Genomic DNA, 16,304 nt, shown 5'->3' on the forward strand with positions numbered 1-16,304 from the left:
GAACGGCCTTATTGGCGCGCTAATGCTTCGCCTAGAGGTTCAAAATAGTTAAGCAATTGCTGAAAAATCTGCTCGCGGTGCACCAGATCAGGATAGCCTCCGCTGTTCGCGAGATCTGAATTTAAGGTTTCATCGACTAAGTAGGGGTTGTCGACCTCTGGATGGCTCTCAATACAGGCTTCAAAGGCCCGTGCCATCAACTCGGTTGGCTTAGCAAAATAGTAGCGCTGATACTGTTTATCTAAGGCAACGGCACGGGTCACAAAGTCGTGGCTGTCTTGGCCATCGGCACTTAATAAACAGGTTTGAAATACATGGGCTAAGCGCTGATTTAGCGGGTGGTTAATCGGCTCGACATCGGCTAACCAACAACTACTGGCAAAGGCGATACCAGCGGTGCGCACCTGATAGGCTTTCGGCGCAATATAATGGTCAAAGGCATGCCAAAACTCATGGGCAAGCGCCCCCGCGCCAGCATTTTTTGCCAGCGCTAACTCTCGGTGAGCTGGCATATAATGGGCTTGAACGCCCATTTGACCACCAGTGCCAAAGGCTAAGTTAAGGCTTTGGCGCAGCCCCATTGCGCAAGGCGGCAGCTTGAGCATAAAGGCCAGATCGGCAAAGGCATCAAAGATCAAATTGGCCGCCTTATGCTTTTCGTCGGTCTCAACCCAACTGCCAAGGCGAATATGATTAAGGCCAAAGACCTCTTTAATGTCATTAAAGCTGACCTGTTCACCACCGCGGTAATCGGGCCCTCGCCTTCGATAGGCTTTACGGCTTAACACTGAATATCCTTCAAATAAAAATCAAATTGTAACAGCGATAGCGCCCAGTAAAAAGCCGCCCTAGTGGCGGCTTGGTATTAATGGCATGACAGCTTATAACAAGCCATTAATTTGCTAATTTCAACTCGACTCTGTCATCGACTAGGTTCATGTTGAAATCAAACTCATCGACACGGATCGCGCGCTCACGCTTGAGGTTATAATCTTGCAGCTGCTTATGTTCACCCGGGGTGATAACACCGGCATCAAGCGCGGCATCTAAGGTTAAGGCAAACTTCACGCCGCTTTTAAAGGTGCGTTGTTTCAAGCCCTTTTTCACCTTAGCCAGTAGCGGCAAACAAGCAATCTTGGCTAAATAAGCCTGCTCGTTAATGTAGTTACCATCGCCCGCTACAGGTTTAACTAGATGGGTTAATTGACGCTTAAAGCCAGTATTTAACTGCGCCTGATGAGCCAACTCGCGCACGAGGTCATCATTGATTTTCCTCATCTTAGGTGAGTATGTCACTGTGATGAGTTTCATCAATTGACGCGTCGGCGCCGATGGGAAGTTATCGAGGAAATCCAGCAAGGCTTTTTCTGCATTGCACAAGGCCCAGCGGGTCGCGTAATGGAAATACGGCGCGGCCTCAGCGCGGCTCGCGGCAGACACCTTCTGCTCGTAATAACGGATAGCAGCCATTGCCGCATACAGGTAGCTCATGACATCGCCCAAACGGGCAGACAACATCTCAGCCTGCTTGAGCTTGCCACCCAATACCAGTAACGAGAAATCGGCATACACCGCCAGCTTAGAGGCGAGCTTATGAACCGACTTTTCATATTCAATCACCTCACCCAAACCGGATGTCGCATTAGCTGTAAAAGGCAGCAAACCAAGACGGAAGGCGCGCAAGCTATTGTTAACGCTATAACCCACCGTTTGTCTAAATATACGATTAAAGGTCTTATCGGCATCGGCGGCATCGCTATGAATCGACTCCACCATGCTTTGCAAATGGGGATGACAGCGCATCACACCTTGACCAAAAATCATCAAGTTACGAGTAAGAATATTGGCACCTTCAACCGTAATCGCGATAGGCTGCGCCACATAACCTGACGCTAAGGTATTTTGTGGGCCACGCTGAATCGCTTTACCCGCCTGAATATCCATCGCCGAGTTCAATACATCACGGCCGATCTCGGTCATATGGTATTTGGCTATAGCGGTAACAACCGATGGTTTTAGCCCAAGGCCTAGGCCTTCGGTGGTCAATACACGCATCGCCTCTTGCAGATAGGTTTTACCCGCGATATCGGCCAGCTTCTCTTGAATCCCCTCAAACTGACCAATGGATAGACCAAACTGCTCACGCACCGCGGCGTATTCAGCCGACGACTTAAATGCCGCCTGACTGACTGACACCCCAAGTGCGGGTAATGAAATACCACGCCCAGCGCCCAAACACGCCACTAGCATCTGCCAACCACGGCCGATATTTTGTTGGCCACCGATGATAAATTCCATCGGAATAAATACGTTCTCGCCGCGAGTCGTGCCGTTATAAAAACGGCATCCCATAGGATCATGACGATTACCCAGCTGCACGCCCGGATGCGACTTAGGAATAAGCGCACAAGTGATCCCGAGCATCTCTTTACCGCCGAGTAACCCTTGGGGATCATGCACCTTAAACGCCAAGCCTAATACCGAGGCGATAGGTGCCAGGGTGATGTAGCGTTTATCCCAAGTAACCGACAAGCCTAAGACTTGCTCGCCTTGGTACTCGCCCATAGTGACAGTACCGACGTCCGGGATCCCGCCCGCATCCGATCCCGCTTCAGGGCTCGTTAAGGCAAAACAGGGGATCTCTTGACCATTAGCAAGGCGTGGCAACCAGTAATCGCGCTGCGCATCGGTGCCGTAATGCATTAATAATTCGCCAGGGCCTAATGAGTTAGGCACCATCACGGTAACCGCAACCGCAGAGCTTTTAGCGGCAATGGTGGCCACAATGGTCGAATTAGCATAAGGACTAAATTCCAGCCCGCCATAGGCCTTAGGAATGATTAGAGAGAAAAACTTATTCTCTTTTAAAAAGTTAAGAATATTATCTGGCAGGTGAGTGCTATTTTGCAGCGCGAAATCATCGACCATTTCGATCAACTGCTGCACAGGGCCATCGAGAAACGCTTGCTCATCGGCAGACAGGCTGACCGCAGGTACAGCGCGCAGGGCGTCGAAATCTGGCACACCTTGGTAGATAGACCCTTCTAGCCACACATCACCTGCATCCAGCGCTTCTTGTTCTGTAGTAGAAATACTCGGCAGTACTTTTTTAAATTTTGTTCTTATACTCATCTTCAGACTCATCCGACCATTTAATTTGTGTGCATTACGTCACAAAATTCGAATGAGATCAAACATTCTGAGAACAAAAAAAGCCTTTATTTAACAGTTACAAGCGACGACGACGATTAAATATACGCCTTTTCAAAAAGTTACAGCTGTACGCTTAAATAAAAAAATTTAAACAGTCGTTTTATATTGTCGTTTGAAAACACCATTTATTGACCTAGCACATAGAAATTTTACCAATAAAAACAGTCGAACATAGACTGTTTCATTTATGAAAAAATGCCGTTTTATATTTACTAAATTAGCACTACTTATTGTAAGGATATACGCTTAAATTATCGGCACGAACAATTCCTGCAAGATGGGAAAGATTCATTGCTTGTGTAACGGCAACTCGAGCATCTCCTTGCCAGTACATAGGTTCCCATGCAGTCACTGAATAAGAGAGCGCTTCATGAAGATAGCACTGTTTATACCCTGTCTGGTTAATCAAATGATGCCCCACGTTGGTATCGCCACCGTTGAACTATTGGAAAAACTAGGTCATCAGGTGATCTTACCTAAAGGGCAAACCTGCTGCGGCCAACCAATGACTAACTCGGGTTGCTTTGACGAGGCTAAAAAAACCACCCTCAAACTGCTTAACGCCTTTAAAGGCGTCGAGTGCGATGCCATCGTCTGCCCCGCCGCTTCCTGCTTAGTGGCCGCAAAAGAAAATTTCCACGAATTTGACAGCAGCCCAGAAGCCCAAGCTGTGATCAACAAGCTGTATGAATTAACCGAGTTTCTTCACGATGTCGCCCCCATCAGCGCCTTTAACAAACCGTTTAACCACAAGATCAGTCTCCAACTGAGCTGCCACGGCATACGTATGCTCGACTTAGCCACTCCAAGTGAACAGATGGGGCCACGCATGAACAAAGTGGAAGCGGTACTTAAGGACATCCCTAATATTGAAATCGTCTACCCAGGCCGTCACGACGAATGCTGCGGCTTTGGTGGTACGTTTGCCGTCGATGAAGGCGCGGTATCAGCCAAGATGGGCAAAGATAAGGCGCAAGCACACGCTGAAACGGGGGCTAAATACGCAGTAGGATTCGATCCCTCATGCTTGTTACATCTAGATGGCATGATCAGGCGCCAACAGCTGCCAATCGAAACCTTACATATCGCCCAAGTTATTAACGCCGCGCTTTAGGAGTACATTATGTCTACGAGTCATACTACCGCCTCGCATGCGAAAAAAGCCGAAATATTTTGCCAAGATGAACCTCGCGTCGATTGGCACTCTAAAGCGTTATGGACACTGAGAGAAAAGCGCGATCGCGCCGCCGGTAGCCTACCCGAATGGGAACAACTGCGTCAGTTAGGGTCTGAGCTTAAGTTGCACACCCTTACCCATTTGGGCCAATACCTAGAAGAGTTTGAAAAAAACTGCCAAGCCAATGGCATTCAGGTGCACTGGGCTAAAGATGGTGTGGAACACAATCAGATAGTGCATAAGATTTTGGCCGAAAAGCAGGTCAAAAAACTAGTCAAATCAAAGTCGATGCTCACCGAAGAGTGTCACTTAAACCCCTACCTTGAAAGCCATGGCATTGAGGTGATCGACACCGACTTAGGCGAGCGCATTATTCAGCTTGCCAAGCAACCACCGTCACACATTGTGGTACCAGCTATCCACCTTAAAAAAGAGGAAGTGGGCGACCTATTTCATGACAAACTCGGCACCGATGCTGGCGCATCAGACCCACTTTACTTAACCCGAGCGGCCCGTGCTCACCTGCGTGAACAATTCCTGTCAGCCGATGCGGCCATGACAGGGGTGAACATGGCCATTGCCGATAAAGGCGCAGTGGTGGTGTGCACTAACGAAGGTAACGCCGATATGGGCGCTAACCTGCCGAAGTTGCAGCTGCACTCTATGGGTATCGATAAGGTGGTTCCCGATCTCGACAGCGCCGCCGTGCTACTACGCACCTTAGCACGCAATGCCACCGGCCAACCTGTCACCACCTACAGCTCATTCTACCGTGGACCACAGACTGACGGTGAGATGCACGTGATCATCGTCGACAACGGTCGCACCAAGATGCTGCAGGATAAAATTTTAGCCGAAGCACTAAAATGTATCCGTTGTGGTGGCTGCTTAAATACCTGTCCAGTGTATCGTCGCTCGGGTGGCTTTAGCTATAACTACACTATTCCCGGCCCTATTGGTATTGCCGTCGGCTCACAACATGACGCCACCAACTCTATGCCTTGGGCGTGTACCTTGTGTGGCAGCTGTACGTATGTCTGCCCCACTAAGGTGCCACTGGATAAGATTATTCACCACCATCGTCGCCTCAAAGCGCAAGCGAAGCAGCTGCCTTACGGCAAGAGCAGCTACATGCCACTTGTAGGTAACTTTATGGCCAGCGAAACCATGCTCAACTGTTCAATGAGCGTTGCTCGCACCGCACTGCGGATCTTACCTGGTGCCCTATTAAAGCCTTTCTCAGGGGCATGGGGTAAATACCGCGAATTACCGGTCGCGCCAAACTCCAGTTTCGAAGCCTGGTTTAACAAAAATAGAGGTCAGTAATATGTCAAGCAAACAATCTATCCTGCAGGCGCTCAAAACCGTTGCGGTTGAGCCACAAGCGATGCCGAATATCGATGTGAGCCCCCGTATTGACGACGTTATTGGCCAGTTTGAAACCAATCTTGCCACTGTAGCGGGCACACTGCATCGCCGCGCTGGACTCGAAGGCTTACAGGCTAAAGTGGATGAGCTGATAGCCCAAGGCTTACAGGTGATCTCGACGGTGGATGGGATCAACGGCAATCGCGCCGTCCCTGATACCGCCCACGAGCTCAAAGATATCGATTATGCGGTGATCCCAGGCGATCTGGCCGTCGCCGAAAATGGCGCTATTTGGGTTAATAACAAAAACCTAGGCCATCGCGTGACCCCCTTTATCTGCGAAAACCTGTTCTTAGTGGTCGAAGCCGACAAAGTGGTCGCCAATATGCACCAAGCCATCAAAAAGATTGGTTTAGATGCGGGTGAGTTTGGCGTGTTTATCGCGGGTCCATCGAAAACCGCCGATATTGAACAAGCCTTAGTGGTGGGTGCACATGGGGCATGCAGTTTGAATGTCTATCTAGTTTAAGACCGCGGCGCGATGCGCCTCTGGGCTTAAATTAACAATTATCGGGTCAGCAATTGACCTTCGAGCCAGCTGCCATCGACGCCTTGTCGGTGGCAGTTTTTTTATTTACTCGCGCTTTAATCAACTATCCATTTAATCAACTAGCCGTTTAATCAAACAGCTTGCTGGCCTTATCTTGCATAAATTCAATAAACAGTTTGACCTTTAATGGTTGCTGACTGCGTTGATGATACAGCAGGGAAATGCGCCGCTGCTCGCCACGCCAGTCGGGCAACACCCGCTGCAATGCTCCGCAGGCTAATTCGGGTTTCACAAATAGCGATGGACCATACAAGATGCCGCCATCATCCACAGCAGCCTTGACCGCCCCATGCAGATCGCCAAGGGTCAACTTAGCCGGGCCTTCATAGTAAAAATCCTCTCCCTCGATATGTTTAAGTGACCAGTTAAACAGCGGCCACACTTTTATCAAGCGATGTGCAGGCAATTGCACCGGATGAGTAATTCTAGGGGCTTGGTTCAAATAACCGCTTGAGGCAAACAAACCATAATCGAGCACTCCAAGCGATTTCGATACCCAAGAAGAGTCCGGCTGCGCGCCGCCAACAATAGCGACATCGACCCCTTCATCAATCAAATCTATGCTGCCGTTATCTTGGGTTATGTGCAGTTGAATATCGGGATAGGCTTTGGAAAACGCGTTAATCGTCTCGATAAAGATCATCGACACAATGGACACAGGCGCGGCGATACGTAAGGTGCCCTCGGGTTTATCTAGGCGCGCTTCGGCGCAGCTATCAAACTGGGCCACCACGTTTTGGTAGCGAGCAAATAGCGCGCTACCCTCTTCGGTCAAACGTAATTTACGCGTACTGCGCATAATGAGCTGAGTATCGAGCAGGGCCTCTAGCTTGGTCAGTTTACGACTGACGGTCGACACTGGCATGCCTAATTCTTTAGCCACTTGAGAAAAACCGCCTGCATTGACTAAATGCACAAACAGATGAATAAGTTGCAGCTCTGTACCAACACAACGCACCATCGAGGCCAACCTTACGCTATAACATCATAATGTGGCGCGCATTATAGCAAATTCACTCGCGCCACACAGCATTGCAACGTGTCTGTGACGAATGCACCTGCGGTCATATTCTCTACGGGTAATATTAAGGCGATGAATATCGCGGCGGTCATTGCTATAATTGCGCCACAAAACCGCAGCCAATTTGACTTTAAAGCCACAGTGGCTGGCGTTATCCTTTTGAATACAGATGAGTTTACATCATGGCAAGAACCGCAGCAGCGTTACACATTTTGGTCAAACACAAAGAGCAAGCCGAAGCGATCATGCAGCAACTGGCTAAAGGCGCTAAGTTTGATCTGCTGGCAAAGAAACACTCCACATGTCCGTCGGGCAAGAAAGGCGGCAGTTTAGGCGAGTTTAAACAAGGCCAAATGGTGCCTCCCTTCGATAAAGTCTGCTTCTCGGGTGAGCTTATTACGCCCCATCTGGTTAAAACCAAATTTGGTTGGCATGTAGTGAAAGTGCTATATAGGACATAAATTAACCAGCCAAATTGCTGGCAATGCTCACGTTACCAAGGTGCTTTCCCGTACTTAATCTCTGGTCACGCAGACTTCATCGCTCGGCAATCTCAACCCGCTGGCGACTATCAATGTGGCGTCAATTGTCCGTAAATCATGTTTGTCAGACATCTCTATGGGCGCTGGCGCGCCCATTAATCCAATATTAACGCTAGTAATCTCCCTCTGCTGATATTCACGCTAAAAATCACCGTCTAAGCCAAGGTGGCTGGGGCTTACAACCTCAACTTAATTGGCATAAAAACGAGCAATAGGGTATGGTATTTCAAATAATTAGCTTAACTACCTTGCTCAGCATTAGCCAGAGACACTCTTTCATCACAGCTATGTCCTGCGCGGCAACTCACGTGCGAGTCATAAATAGGTCACCATCTAGGTCAACACGATAAACGGTAACCATTACGCTATAGGTTACCCTTCAACTAGACTCACATAATGGCGACGGCACTAAACTCTGTAGCAAAGTAATTTTACCGACCTCGCAATGAAAACTGGATTTTAGCGCGACATTTACCCCCCACAGGAACAGGTCTCTATGACGCAAAAATTTCATCATCTGATCAACTCTCTCGATCAGGCTATGACGCAAAATGATAATGAAACAATACAGACCATATTAGCCAACGCATCGGCCGCCGAAGTGGCCCGCGTGATTGAATCCTTGCCACAAAAAGAACGTCTCACCTTGTGGCCCATGGTCCCCACTGCACTCTACGGCAAAATATTATTAGAGCTACACCCAGAGCTACGCCGTCCGTTGATTTCACAAACAGATGAAGATGAGCTTATCGCTAGCCTCAGCGCCATGCAGATGGATGAATTAGCCGATATCGACAGCGACTTACCCATCACAGTGATCTCGGCCATGGTGCAAGCCATGGACTCACAACGCCGCGAACGTTATGAGCAAGTCAAACACTATCCCGACGAAACCGCTGGCGGCTTAATGGATGTAGACATCACTGCCGTGCGCGCCGATGTCTCGATAAAAGCCGCCCTGCGATACCTGCGCCGCCTAAGGCAACGTGAAGGCACCTTACCCGATCACCTTGACAGTTTAATGGTGGTTGACCGTAACAACATATTGCTCGGTATCGTGCCGTTAAGTCAGCTAGTCTCTAACGAACTTGACCTTAGCGTGCGACAAGTGATGCTCACCGAAGTCACCAGCTTTACCCCATTTACCTCTGACACTGTTGTAGCGCAGGTGTTTAAAGATAAAGACCTTATTTCTGCCCCCGTGGTTGATGAGCAACATAAGCTTATCGGCCGTATTACCGTCGATGACGTCATTGATGTTATCCAAGAGGAGGCCGATAAAGAGGTCTTTTCACGCGCGGGCTTAAACAACCATCCCGATATGTTCGCTCCTGTGCTTCAAAGTTCGGCGCGGCGTGCTATCTGGTTAGGCATCAACTTGTTAACCGCCTTTTTAGCCGCTTGGGTCATCGGCCTATTTGAAGCGTCAATTGAAAAAATTGTCGCCCTCGCCGTGTTGATGCCCGTGGTCGCAAGCATGGGAGGAGTTGCTGGCAGTCAAACCCTCACCATGGTGACTCGCGGCTTGGCGCTCAATCAGGTTAACAGCAAAAATATGCTTAAACTGATTGGCCATGAGTTTAGTATCGGCCTATTAAACGGCATGCTGTGGGCTGCTATTGTCTCCATCATCGCCTTTCAATGGTTTGGCGATTGGCAGTTGGGCTTGGTCTTTGGTTCGGCGATGATTATCGTCTTGCTGGCTGGCGTCTTGGCGGGCACTACCATTCCGCCACTGCTTCGCAAAATGGGGGTTGACCCCGCACTCGCCGGCGGCGTGGTGTTAACCACAGTCACCGATGTTGTTGGCTTTTTTGCCTTCCTCGGATTAGCGACGATCGTGATATTGTAGGTGATGTCACCTCACCTTGGGATGAAGGTTTGGCATTTTTTAAAGTTTGCTTGAGCAGCGTTATACTGAATTTTCACTTATTGATTGGCTTTGAAAGCACACTTTCATGGCTGTTAATTGCCTGCCGCAGGTGCAGTGCATGGATGCGCAAATGTCGTGATCACATGGATGTGACGGAGCGACCTAATGTGTAATCGCTCTTTTGGCTCGGTGAGTGAAGCATAGCTTCGTGCTTATGAACGAGAGACAGGGATTGTCGAACTGGCTTTTAGATAGGGATATCGTTGTGAGCCGTCCATGAACGCTCCACGGCGGCATCTGACCTCCATGGATGGAGGGAATGCCAAAAAATGTAAGGAACATTTTTAGCCATGCCGCCAAGGGCCAAAACCGCGCTTACACCTATCTCTAACGCTTCTTCGATTGGACTTCATTTGATACGAATAGTCAGTTAAAGGCTAAGAAGCTTTTGCCCCAAAGTGTGCTGGTCTTGGAATGAAGAACGATGACATTTGTTTGAGTAGCGGCTGGCTGTATTTTCATTTATTGAAAGTGTTTGAAGGTCGAAACTTCACTGTTATTAATCGCCTGTCCGGCGGGGAATGTGCAAGCGCTCTTTTGGCTCGCCGCAAGCACGTCCGTGTGGGCTCTGCGAAATCATCCATGATTTCGAAGGCCAAAACCGCGCTTACACCTCTACCTAACGCCTCTTCGATTGGACTTCATTTGATACGACTAGTGAGTTAAAGGCTAACGTACTTTTGCCCCAAAGCGAGTTACATTCGGTAAGCTACTTAGGTAAATAACCTGTTAATTGGCCTAGCTTCACTAATCCATTTATAGGCACTAACGGCCTTGCTTTCTGCAAGGCCTTTGTATCAATGCGCATTTTTCGATTAAGTGTGCTCGTTTTTTCTTCGCCACCCTGATAGGGTGCTTATTAATCAATAGCTTTGCCAAATTGCGGCTTAGATAATAGGTTTATTAAATGTGCATGCGCGTTTTACCAAATATACGCGCATGCACACTATACAAACGTTATGTTTAAAGGGAGTATATATTGAGCATTTCTGAAAAATCACCTTCTCCACAAGAATTTCTTATTGAAACGCCACTATATGAAATTGTTTCATATGATGAAGTTGATTATGAAAAAGGGAGGAAACTATTTTATTTTGATGAGACGTTTGACTCTTATTGTCCTGAATGCAACTCTCATAGTATTTTTGAGCGCTATTGGCAATATTCTAAAAGCATAAACTACACCCCTGACAGTTGGGTTGACTATGGTGTTTTTTCAATAGAAATTCAGTGTTCAAGGGATAAAGAACATCAGGGTGAGAGCATGAATGCTTAAATATCACCCAACGTCTTTAAGCCTGCTGTTAGTACCTGCTCCAGATAATCAGTGCTGCCGTGTGCACGCTTCTGTTTGCGTGGGATACTGATTTTTCGAGTTGTTTCCGCTCGGAGCATATTCAACGCTATCTTCCTTGCTCCGGACAATACCTCCGCCGCATTGCCTCTATATATTTGACATTGGTCTTCCTTCATCGACGCGTCCAATACCCAATGCAGGCTATTTTCAACCGCCCAGTGGCTGCGTACTGCATTGGCAAAACGAGCCTTACTCAGTTTGGCTGAACTGATGTAATAACGGTACTCAAGGGATTCATTGCCGCTTTTCGTTCGACGATAGCTTAACGCAACACCAATACTTTTAAGCCCTTTCCATTCAGGGAAAGCGTCGGCTAAGCTGCCTGCGTCCATTACACAATAGGCTCTAGCTTCGTTACGTCCGTGCTGCTTCTCTAAGCAAAGCACTTCTTCGTCAATCTCGCTGCCAAGCGCCTTACGAACGGCATTATGCAGTGTTTTTTGATTACCTTTTACGGCAAGTAAATAATCTCCACCCCGCTCAATAATTTGTTCGGCGATATCTGTCTGACATCCCATGGCATCTATTGATATCAGACAACCTTTTATATCCAACAGCGCCAGTAATGCGGGAATGGCGGTAATTTCATTCGACTTACTTTCGGTTTTAACTTGCCCAAGCACGACGTTATTTTCTGTTGCGAAGGCATTTACCATGTGGATGGCTGACAGTCTGTTCTCGCGATTATATGAACCACATAGCCGTTTACCATCTATCGCAATAAGCTGACCGTCGGATAACTCAGCAACAGACTTCATCCAGTCGATAAAGCAATACTGAAACTGCTCGCTATCTATTCTCGATATGACTCGAGCAATAGTGTCATGAACAGGTAACCCATTCTTAAAAAGTCCTTTTTTGGCAAACCAGTTAAAGTGGAGATCGCCAAAATCTTCGATATCTTCCCAACCTTGTGCCCCAGCTATTGAGGCACAAACCACGAGGAATAAAATATCAGTAAATAGATGCTCGACTTTGGCTGACTGACGAGGATCTTCTAAGGAACTAAAGAACTGTTGAAATGCACCGGAGTTCATAGGGCTCTCCACAAAAGAGAGTATAAGATCACAGCCAATATGGCCCGTCCAGCTATTTGAGCGAATATCACCCTAATAGCTCAAATTATGTTCGCGATCTCGCCCTGTAAAGAACATAGGCAGTTATTTCTTTTTAAAGCTATAGGCCCGACAATTCAAAAAATTGGACAACTACCCTCAATAGCAGAATTGAACTTATTTGATGTGAAAAAATACTCTAAAGTTTTAGATAAACAGTACTTTAGTGAACTAACTAAAGCAATAGGTCTGGCTTCACATGGAGTTGGTGTTGGATCTTTTGTTTATCTAAGAAGAATTTTTGAGTTACTCATTGAAGAGTCTCACTTAAAAGTAAGTAAGCAAGAATCTTGGGATGAAGACGCTTACAAACGAGCAAGAATGAATGAAAAAATAGAAATGCTAAGTAGTGATCTCCCAACATTCTTAGTAGAAAATAAATCAATGTATTCAATTTTAAGCAAAGGTATTCACGAGTTAAGTGAAAATAACTGTCTTAAGGCATTCCCTGTAATTAAAATAGGGATAGAGATTGTTCTCGATGAGAAAATTGAAAAAATGAATAAACGAAAAAAGTTAGCTGAAGCCCAGAAAGCTCTAGCTGCATTGAGTAGTTCAATTTAAACATAAAAAACTGTTTAATAAGGATTACCCCCGTCATGCGCTATCGGTTTTCATCTGGTTCGCTCTTTTCAGTCGATGAAGTTGAAAAGCGGTAATCCTCCCATTTTTAACTGCAATTAAAAATAGAAGTTAGGCAGCCATCAGTGGTGGCCTGCCGTTATTAGCTTTATGTGGTCTTTCATGATTGTAAAACCATAACCACTTAGTTGCATAGTCCTGCACCTCTTTAATTGATTCGAACAGGTACTTGCTGAGCCAACTGTACCGAATTGTTTTGTTATGCCGTTCGATATAAGCGTTTTGTTGTGGATTACCTGGTTGAATATATTCAATTCGAATATTCTGGCATTTAGCCCACGTTGTAAACTCAGTACTGATAAACTCAGGGCCGTTGTCACAGCGAATAACTGTTGGCTTAGCTCGATACTCAAATACCTGCTCTAGCGCTCTAATAACCCTTACTGCAGGAAGTGAAAATCCTGGTTCAATCACTAAAGCTTCACGCCGATAATCATCTATGACATTAAATAATCGGTAATTTCGACCATCTGATAACTGGTCATGCATAAAGTCGACAGACCATACTTGGTTAGGCTTTATCGGCTCTTTTAGTGGTTCCGGTGCATTTCGTTTGAGTCGACGTCTTGGACGAATACGCAGGTTCAGCGCTAGCTCACAGTAAATTCGGTACACTCGCTTATGATTCCATGGCTTGCCTTTTACATTACGTAAATAATCGAAGCACAGACCGAAGCCCCAATCATTTTCATCTTCGGTCAGCTTAATTAGCCAATTTGAAATCTGTGTATTTTCCGCCGATAATTTTGCTTGATAACGAAAGCATGTCTCACTGATAAAGAAAGCCGAGCAGGCCTTACTAATACTGATGTTGTGGTTAGCCACCGCAAACTGAGCGAGTTCTCTTCGCTCACAGGGCTTTACCACTTTTTTGCCATAGCTTCCTGAATGATTTCAGCTTTAAGACGCTCTTCTGCGTACATTTTTTTGAGTCGCCTATTTTCATCTTCTAGCTCTTTCATCCGAGCCATGAGTGATGCATCCATTCCCCCATATTTAGCACGCCATTTATAAAACGTTGCACTGCTCATACCGTGCTCTCGGCAAAGCTCAGGTGCGGGCGTACCAGCTTCAGCTTGCTTCAAAATCGTCATAATTTGACTATCCGTGTACCGCGACTTTTTCATATAGAACCTCCTGCGTTTAACTTACGAGAAAACTCTACTTTTAACAGCTGTTATTTTTCGGGGGGATTACCAAGCCAAGACACTTGTAAACCTGAGCCTCACTGGTTAATGACCGATCGCGTGTTAAGCAGATCTCCCCACTCTTTATTGATAAAGAGGGAACATGAACTTTCTTTGCACTGCTGCATCATTTACGGTGGCCATTAGATCACGTGGTTTCGTCGTCTTGCACCCTTGCTTCGCGGGGCAGTCCCTGCCAACTCAACTCTAGCCTACGCCTCATATGATGTTCATGTTCATCAGCTCGCATTCTTCATCAATAAAAAGGTTAGCGGCTTCCTCTAGACCAATCCTCACGGATAAGCCCTTGCCATTCGCTAGTAGTTAACGTTTAATGACTGTACATTATTTGAACTGCGCTCTTCCTGCAGAGGGCTTTCACCTCATTAGTTCATGCCCATGCTGGGCTTACACAAGTGCTTCAAACGGAACAAGAACACAATTAAAGGAAAGCATGCTATGGAACACACGAAGAAATTACTTGGCGCTCCCGTTTGGGCAGCGTTGAGTAGCGCGTCTATGGATAGTTCGAGAGAGTTCATTTTGTCGATGAGAACACTCAGCGCCAAAGGGTTACTGGTCATCGTCGTCATCGGTTTGGCGCTCTGCACACAGGCCGCGCAGGCGAGCTCGCCTCAGAAGCCGGAAGCGGTTGCCGAGCGGGCTTACCTCTACGGGCTTCAGCAGGCTATATTTTATGGCCAGCGCTGGATTTATACCCAGAACGATGCCGAGACGAATGACATCTATTCGGGGTTGAACCGATTCTACTGGGTACGCAAGCAGATCACCCCGGACTTCCCCGTCGTGACCCCTAACGCGACAACGCTGTACGGCTCCGGTTTTCTGGACCTGCGCGACGGGCCGGTTGTCATTGAGGTGCCCGAAATCACCGATCGCTATTTCAGCGTCCAGATCATGGACCAGTATGGCATCTTCCGGATGATCGTCGGCTCGCCCTTCAATGGCACCAAGGCTCGCAAATACATCTTGATCCCGCCGGGCTTTGCAGGCGAGGTGCCTGCTGATTTCCCGACCACGGACATCGTACAGTGGCCATCGAAAACGGCGTATGGCGTTGTCCGGATGGCAGTGATGACGGGGGCGGAAGCAGAGATTAAGAAAATCAATGCTTATCAGGACCTAGTCACGATGACTCCGCTGGCCGATTGGCTTGCGAACGGCCACAAGGCTATCGCCCAGGCAGATCGAGACATCGTTCCGGGTGATTATGTCATTCCCGCCGGATTGCCGGACTATGCAGTCGGTCAGGTCGACAAGCAGACCGCCGAGCAGTACTTCACGCTGCTAAACATCATCCTGAATGATCCGACCATGCAGGTGCTGGAGGATTCGCTGCTCGAAGCTGAGATGCTCGATCAACTTAAGTCGATCGGCATCGGCAGCGGGCTTGCCTTCGACTGGTCAAAGCTGACACCCAAGAAACGGGCCGCACTTGAGGCCGGGTTCAAGGCCGGCTTCGAAAGCGTGCGCACGACGCTAAAGACGAACCTGATCAATATGAACGGGTGGGGAGTTGTGCGCAATGACGGCGGGTTTGAGACCAGGTGGATGGACAGGGCCGTGATCGCTGACGCGGCGTGGGCGGCACCGGACAAAAACATTTCGCACGGCGGAGCATTCCTCTTCACTGATGCCGATGGCAAACCGCTGTCGGGCGCCAACAAATACACCATGACGTTTGACATGAACGATCTGCCGCCGGTGACCCAGTTCTGGTCGATCCCGATCTACGATGCCAACGGCTATTTCGTCGCCAACGAAATAAACCGCTACACCGTCAACAGTTTCATGCTCGTGGCCGGCGATCTGGTGGTGACCGATGGGAAGCTGATCATTTACATTCAGCACGAGAAGCCCAGCGATCCGGATCAACTGAAGAACTGGCTGCCGGCTCCTGCGCAAGGGTTTCGGTTCACAACGCGTTACTATGGGCCATATGCACCTCTGACCAACGGCACATACAACATGCCGAAAGTCGTGAAAGTGCAATAAGGCCAGGGCAACCGCCCAACGGTGTCATGCTTGCCCTGCTTAGAGCAAGCATGACACCACAAAGAAGGCACGAGCATGAAAATTTGCAACGTAGTCATCCTTACCGGCCTGCGGCTGAAGCCG

Annotated in this window: 13 protein-coding genes; 8 read left to right on the forward strand and 5 right to left on the reverse strand. The window is 47.9% G+C overall.

Annotated elements, in window-relative coordinates:
* Window positions 1-8: 8 nt before the first annotated feature.
* Both AC5YBX_RS13360 and AC5YBX_RS13365 read right to left on the reverse strand, forming a co-directional pair.
* Window positions 9-788 carry a CLCA_X family protein gene (locus AC5YBX_RS13360; protein WP_494523820.1) on the reverse strand — a complete coding sequence of 260 codons (780 nt, stop codon included), beginning with the start codon at window positions 786-788 and terminating at the stop codon, window positions 9-11.
* 106 nt (window positions 789-894) lie between these two features.
* Window positions 895-3,132 (reverse strand): acyl-CoA dehydrogenase, encoded by a 2,238-nt coding sequence (locus AC5YBX_RS13365; protein ID WP_475514638.1) that lies wholly within the window; start codon window positions 3,130-3,132, stop codon window positions 895-897.
* A 451-nt stretch (window positions 3,133-3,583) separates the two neighbouring features.
* On the opposite strand from AC5YBX_RS13365, the gene AC5YBX_RS13370 reads away from it, so the two are divergent.
* From AC5YBX_RS13370 to AC5YBX_RS13380, 3 genes are read left to right on the forward strand one after another with little or no spacing between them, the layout of a single operon-like run.
* A complete protein-coding gene (locus AC5YBX_RS13370; RefSeq protein ID WP_494523821.1) occupies window positions 3,584-4,327 on the forward strand; it encodes a (Fe-S)-binding protein in 744 nt (247 codons plus the stop codon).
* A gap of 9 nt (window positions 4,328-4,336) precedes the next feature.
* A complete protein-coding gene (locus AC5YBX_RS13375) occupies window positions 4,337-5,716 on the forward strand; it encodes a lactate utilization protein B (protein WP_475514640.1) in 1,380 nt (459 codons plus the stop codon).
* A gap of 1 nt (window position 5,717) precedes the next feature.
* On the forward strand, window positions 5,718-6,287 hold the full coding sequence (locus tag AC5YBX_RS13380; RefSeq protein WP_494523822.1) for a LutC/YkgG family protein: 570 nt from the start codon (window positions 5,718-5,720) through the stop codon (window positions 6,285-6,287).
* A gap of 148 nt (window positions 6,288-6,435) precedes the next feature.
* On the opposite strand, the gene AC5YBX_RS13385 is transcribed toward AC5YBX_RS13380, so the two are convergent.
* Window positions 6,436-7,329 carry a LysR family transcriptional regulator gene (locus tag AC5YBX_RS13385; RefSeq protein ID WP_494523823.1) on the reverse strand — a complete coding sequence of 298 codons (894 nt, stop codon included), beginning with the start codon at window positions 7,327-7,329 and terminating at the stop codon, window positions 6,436-6,438.
* A 242-nt stretch (window positions 7,330-7,571) separates the two neighbouring features.
* Between AC5YBX_RS13385 and ppiC the strand changes: the two genes are divergently transcribed.
* From ppiC to AC5YBX_RS13400, 3 genes are all read left to right on the forward strand, one after another.
* A complete protein-coding gene (gene ppiC, locus AC5YBX_RS13390) occupies window positions 7,572-7,850 on the forward strand; it encodes a peptidylprolyl isomerase PpiC (protein ID WP_494521095.1) in 279 nt (92 codons plus the stop codon).
* 577 nt (window positions 7,851-8,427) lie between these two features.
* A complete protein-coding gene (gene mgtE, locus AC5YBX_RS13395) occupies window positions 8,428-9,783 on the forward strand; it encodes a magnesium transporter (RefSeq protein ID WP_494523824.1) in 1,356 nt (451 codons plus the stop codon).
* Between the two features lie 1,060 nt (window positions 9,784-10,843).
* On the forward strand, window positions 10,844-11,140 hold the full coding sequence (locus tag AC5YBX_RS13400; RefSeq protein WP_494523825.1) for a hypothetical protein: 297 nt from the start codon (window positions 10,844-10,846) through the stop codon (window positions 11,138-11,140).
* Here the strand turns inward: AC5YBX_RS13400 and AC5YBX_RS13405 are convergent.
* Complete coding sequence (locus tag AC5YBX_RS13405; protein WP_096035922.1) at window positions 11,137-12,258, reverse strand: ISAs1 family transposase; 1,122 nt, start codon at window positions 12,256-12,258, stop codon at window positions 11,137-11,139. The two genes, AC5YBX_RS13400 and AC5YBX_RS13405, sit on opposite strands and share 4 nt — an antisense overlap.
* An 87-nt stretch (window positions 12,259-12,345) precedes the next feature.
* On the opposite strand from AC5YBX_RS13405, the gene AC5YBX_RS13410 reads away from it, so the two are divergent.
* The gene (locus tag AC5YBX_RS13410) at window positions 12,346-12,900 is read left to right on the forward strand and encodes a hypothetical protein (protein ID WP_494523826.1); all 555 of its coding nucleotides are present in this window, start codon (window positions 12,346-12,348) and stop codon (window positions 12,898-12,900) included.
* 129 nt (window positions 12,901-13,029) lie between these two features.
* Here AC5YBX_RS13410 and AC5YBX_RS13415 read toward each other — a convergent pair.
* Window positions 13,030-14,105 (reverse strand): IS3 family transposase gene (locus tag AC5YBX_RS13415; protein ID WP_494523787.1). Its coding sequence is split into 2 segments (ribosomal slippage): window positions 13,030-13,853 and window positions 13,853-14,105, totalling 1,077 coding nucleotides; the frame shifts between segments, so codons are not numbered across the junction.
* 519 nt (window positions 14,106-14,624) lie between these two features.
* Between AC5YBX_RS13415 and AC5YBX_RS13420 the strand changes: the two genes are divergently transcribed.
* Window positions 14,625-16,181: a DUF1254 domain-containing protein gene (locus AC5YBX_RS13420; RefSeq protein ID WP_494523827.1), complete on the forward strand. Its 1,557-nt coding sequence runs from the start codon at window positions 14,625-14,627 to the stop codon at window positions 16,179-16,181.
* Window positions 16,182-16,304: the final 123 nt, after the last annotated feature.

The sequence above is a fragment of the Shewanella sp. 492 genome (assembly GCF_059338445.1).

Bases quoted from the DNA above. Each gene is read 5' to 3' on its own strand.
- AC5YBX_RS13365 (WP_475514638.1), bottom strand. From the start codon at position 3,132: ATGAGTATAAGAACAAAATTTAAAAAAGTACTGCCGAGTATTTCTACT.
- AC5YBX_RS13370 (WP_494523821.1), top strand. From the start codon at position 3,584: ATGAAGATAGCACTGTTTATACCCTGTCTGGTTAATCAAATGATGCCC.
- AC5YBX_RS13375 (WP_475514640.1), top strand. From the start codon at position 4,337: ATGTCTACGAGTCATACTACCGCCTCGCATGCGAAAAAAGCCGAAATA.
- AC5YBX_RS13380 (WP_494523822.1), top strand. From the start codon at position 5,718: ATGTCAAGCAAACAATCTATCCTGCAGGCGCTCAAAACCGTTGCGGTT.
- AC5YBX_RS13385 (WP_494523823.1), bottom strand. From the start codon at position 7,329: ATGGTGCGTTGTGTTGGTACAGAGCTGCAACTTATTCATCTGTTTGTG.
- ppiC (WP_494521095.1), top strand. From the start codon at position 7,572: ATGGCAAGAACCGCAGCAGCGTTACACATTTTGGTCAAACACAAAGAG.
- mgtE (WP_494523824.1), top strand. From the start codon at position 8,428: ATGACGCAAAAATTTCATCATCTGATCAACTCTCTCGATCAGGCTATG.
- AC5YBX_RS13405 (WP_096035922.1), bottom strand. From the start codon at position 12,258: ATGAACTCCGGTGCATTTCAACAGTTCTTTAGTTCCTTAGAAGATCCT.
- AC5YBX_RS13410 (WP_494523826.1), top strand. From the start codon at position 12,346: ATGTTCGCGATCTCGCCCTGTAAAGAACATAGGCAGTTATTTCTTTTT.
- AC5YBX_RS13420 (WP_494523827.1), top strand. From the start codon at position 14,625: ATGGAACACACGAAGAAATTACTTGGCGCTCCCGTTTGGGCAGCGTTG.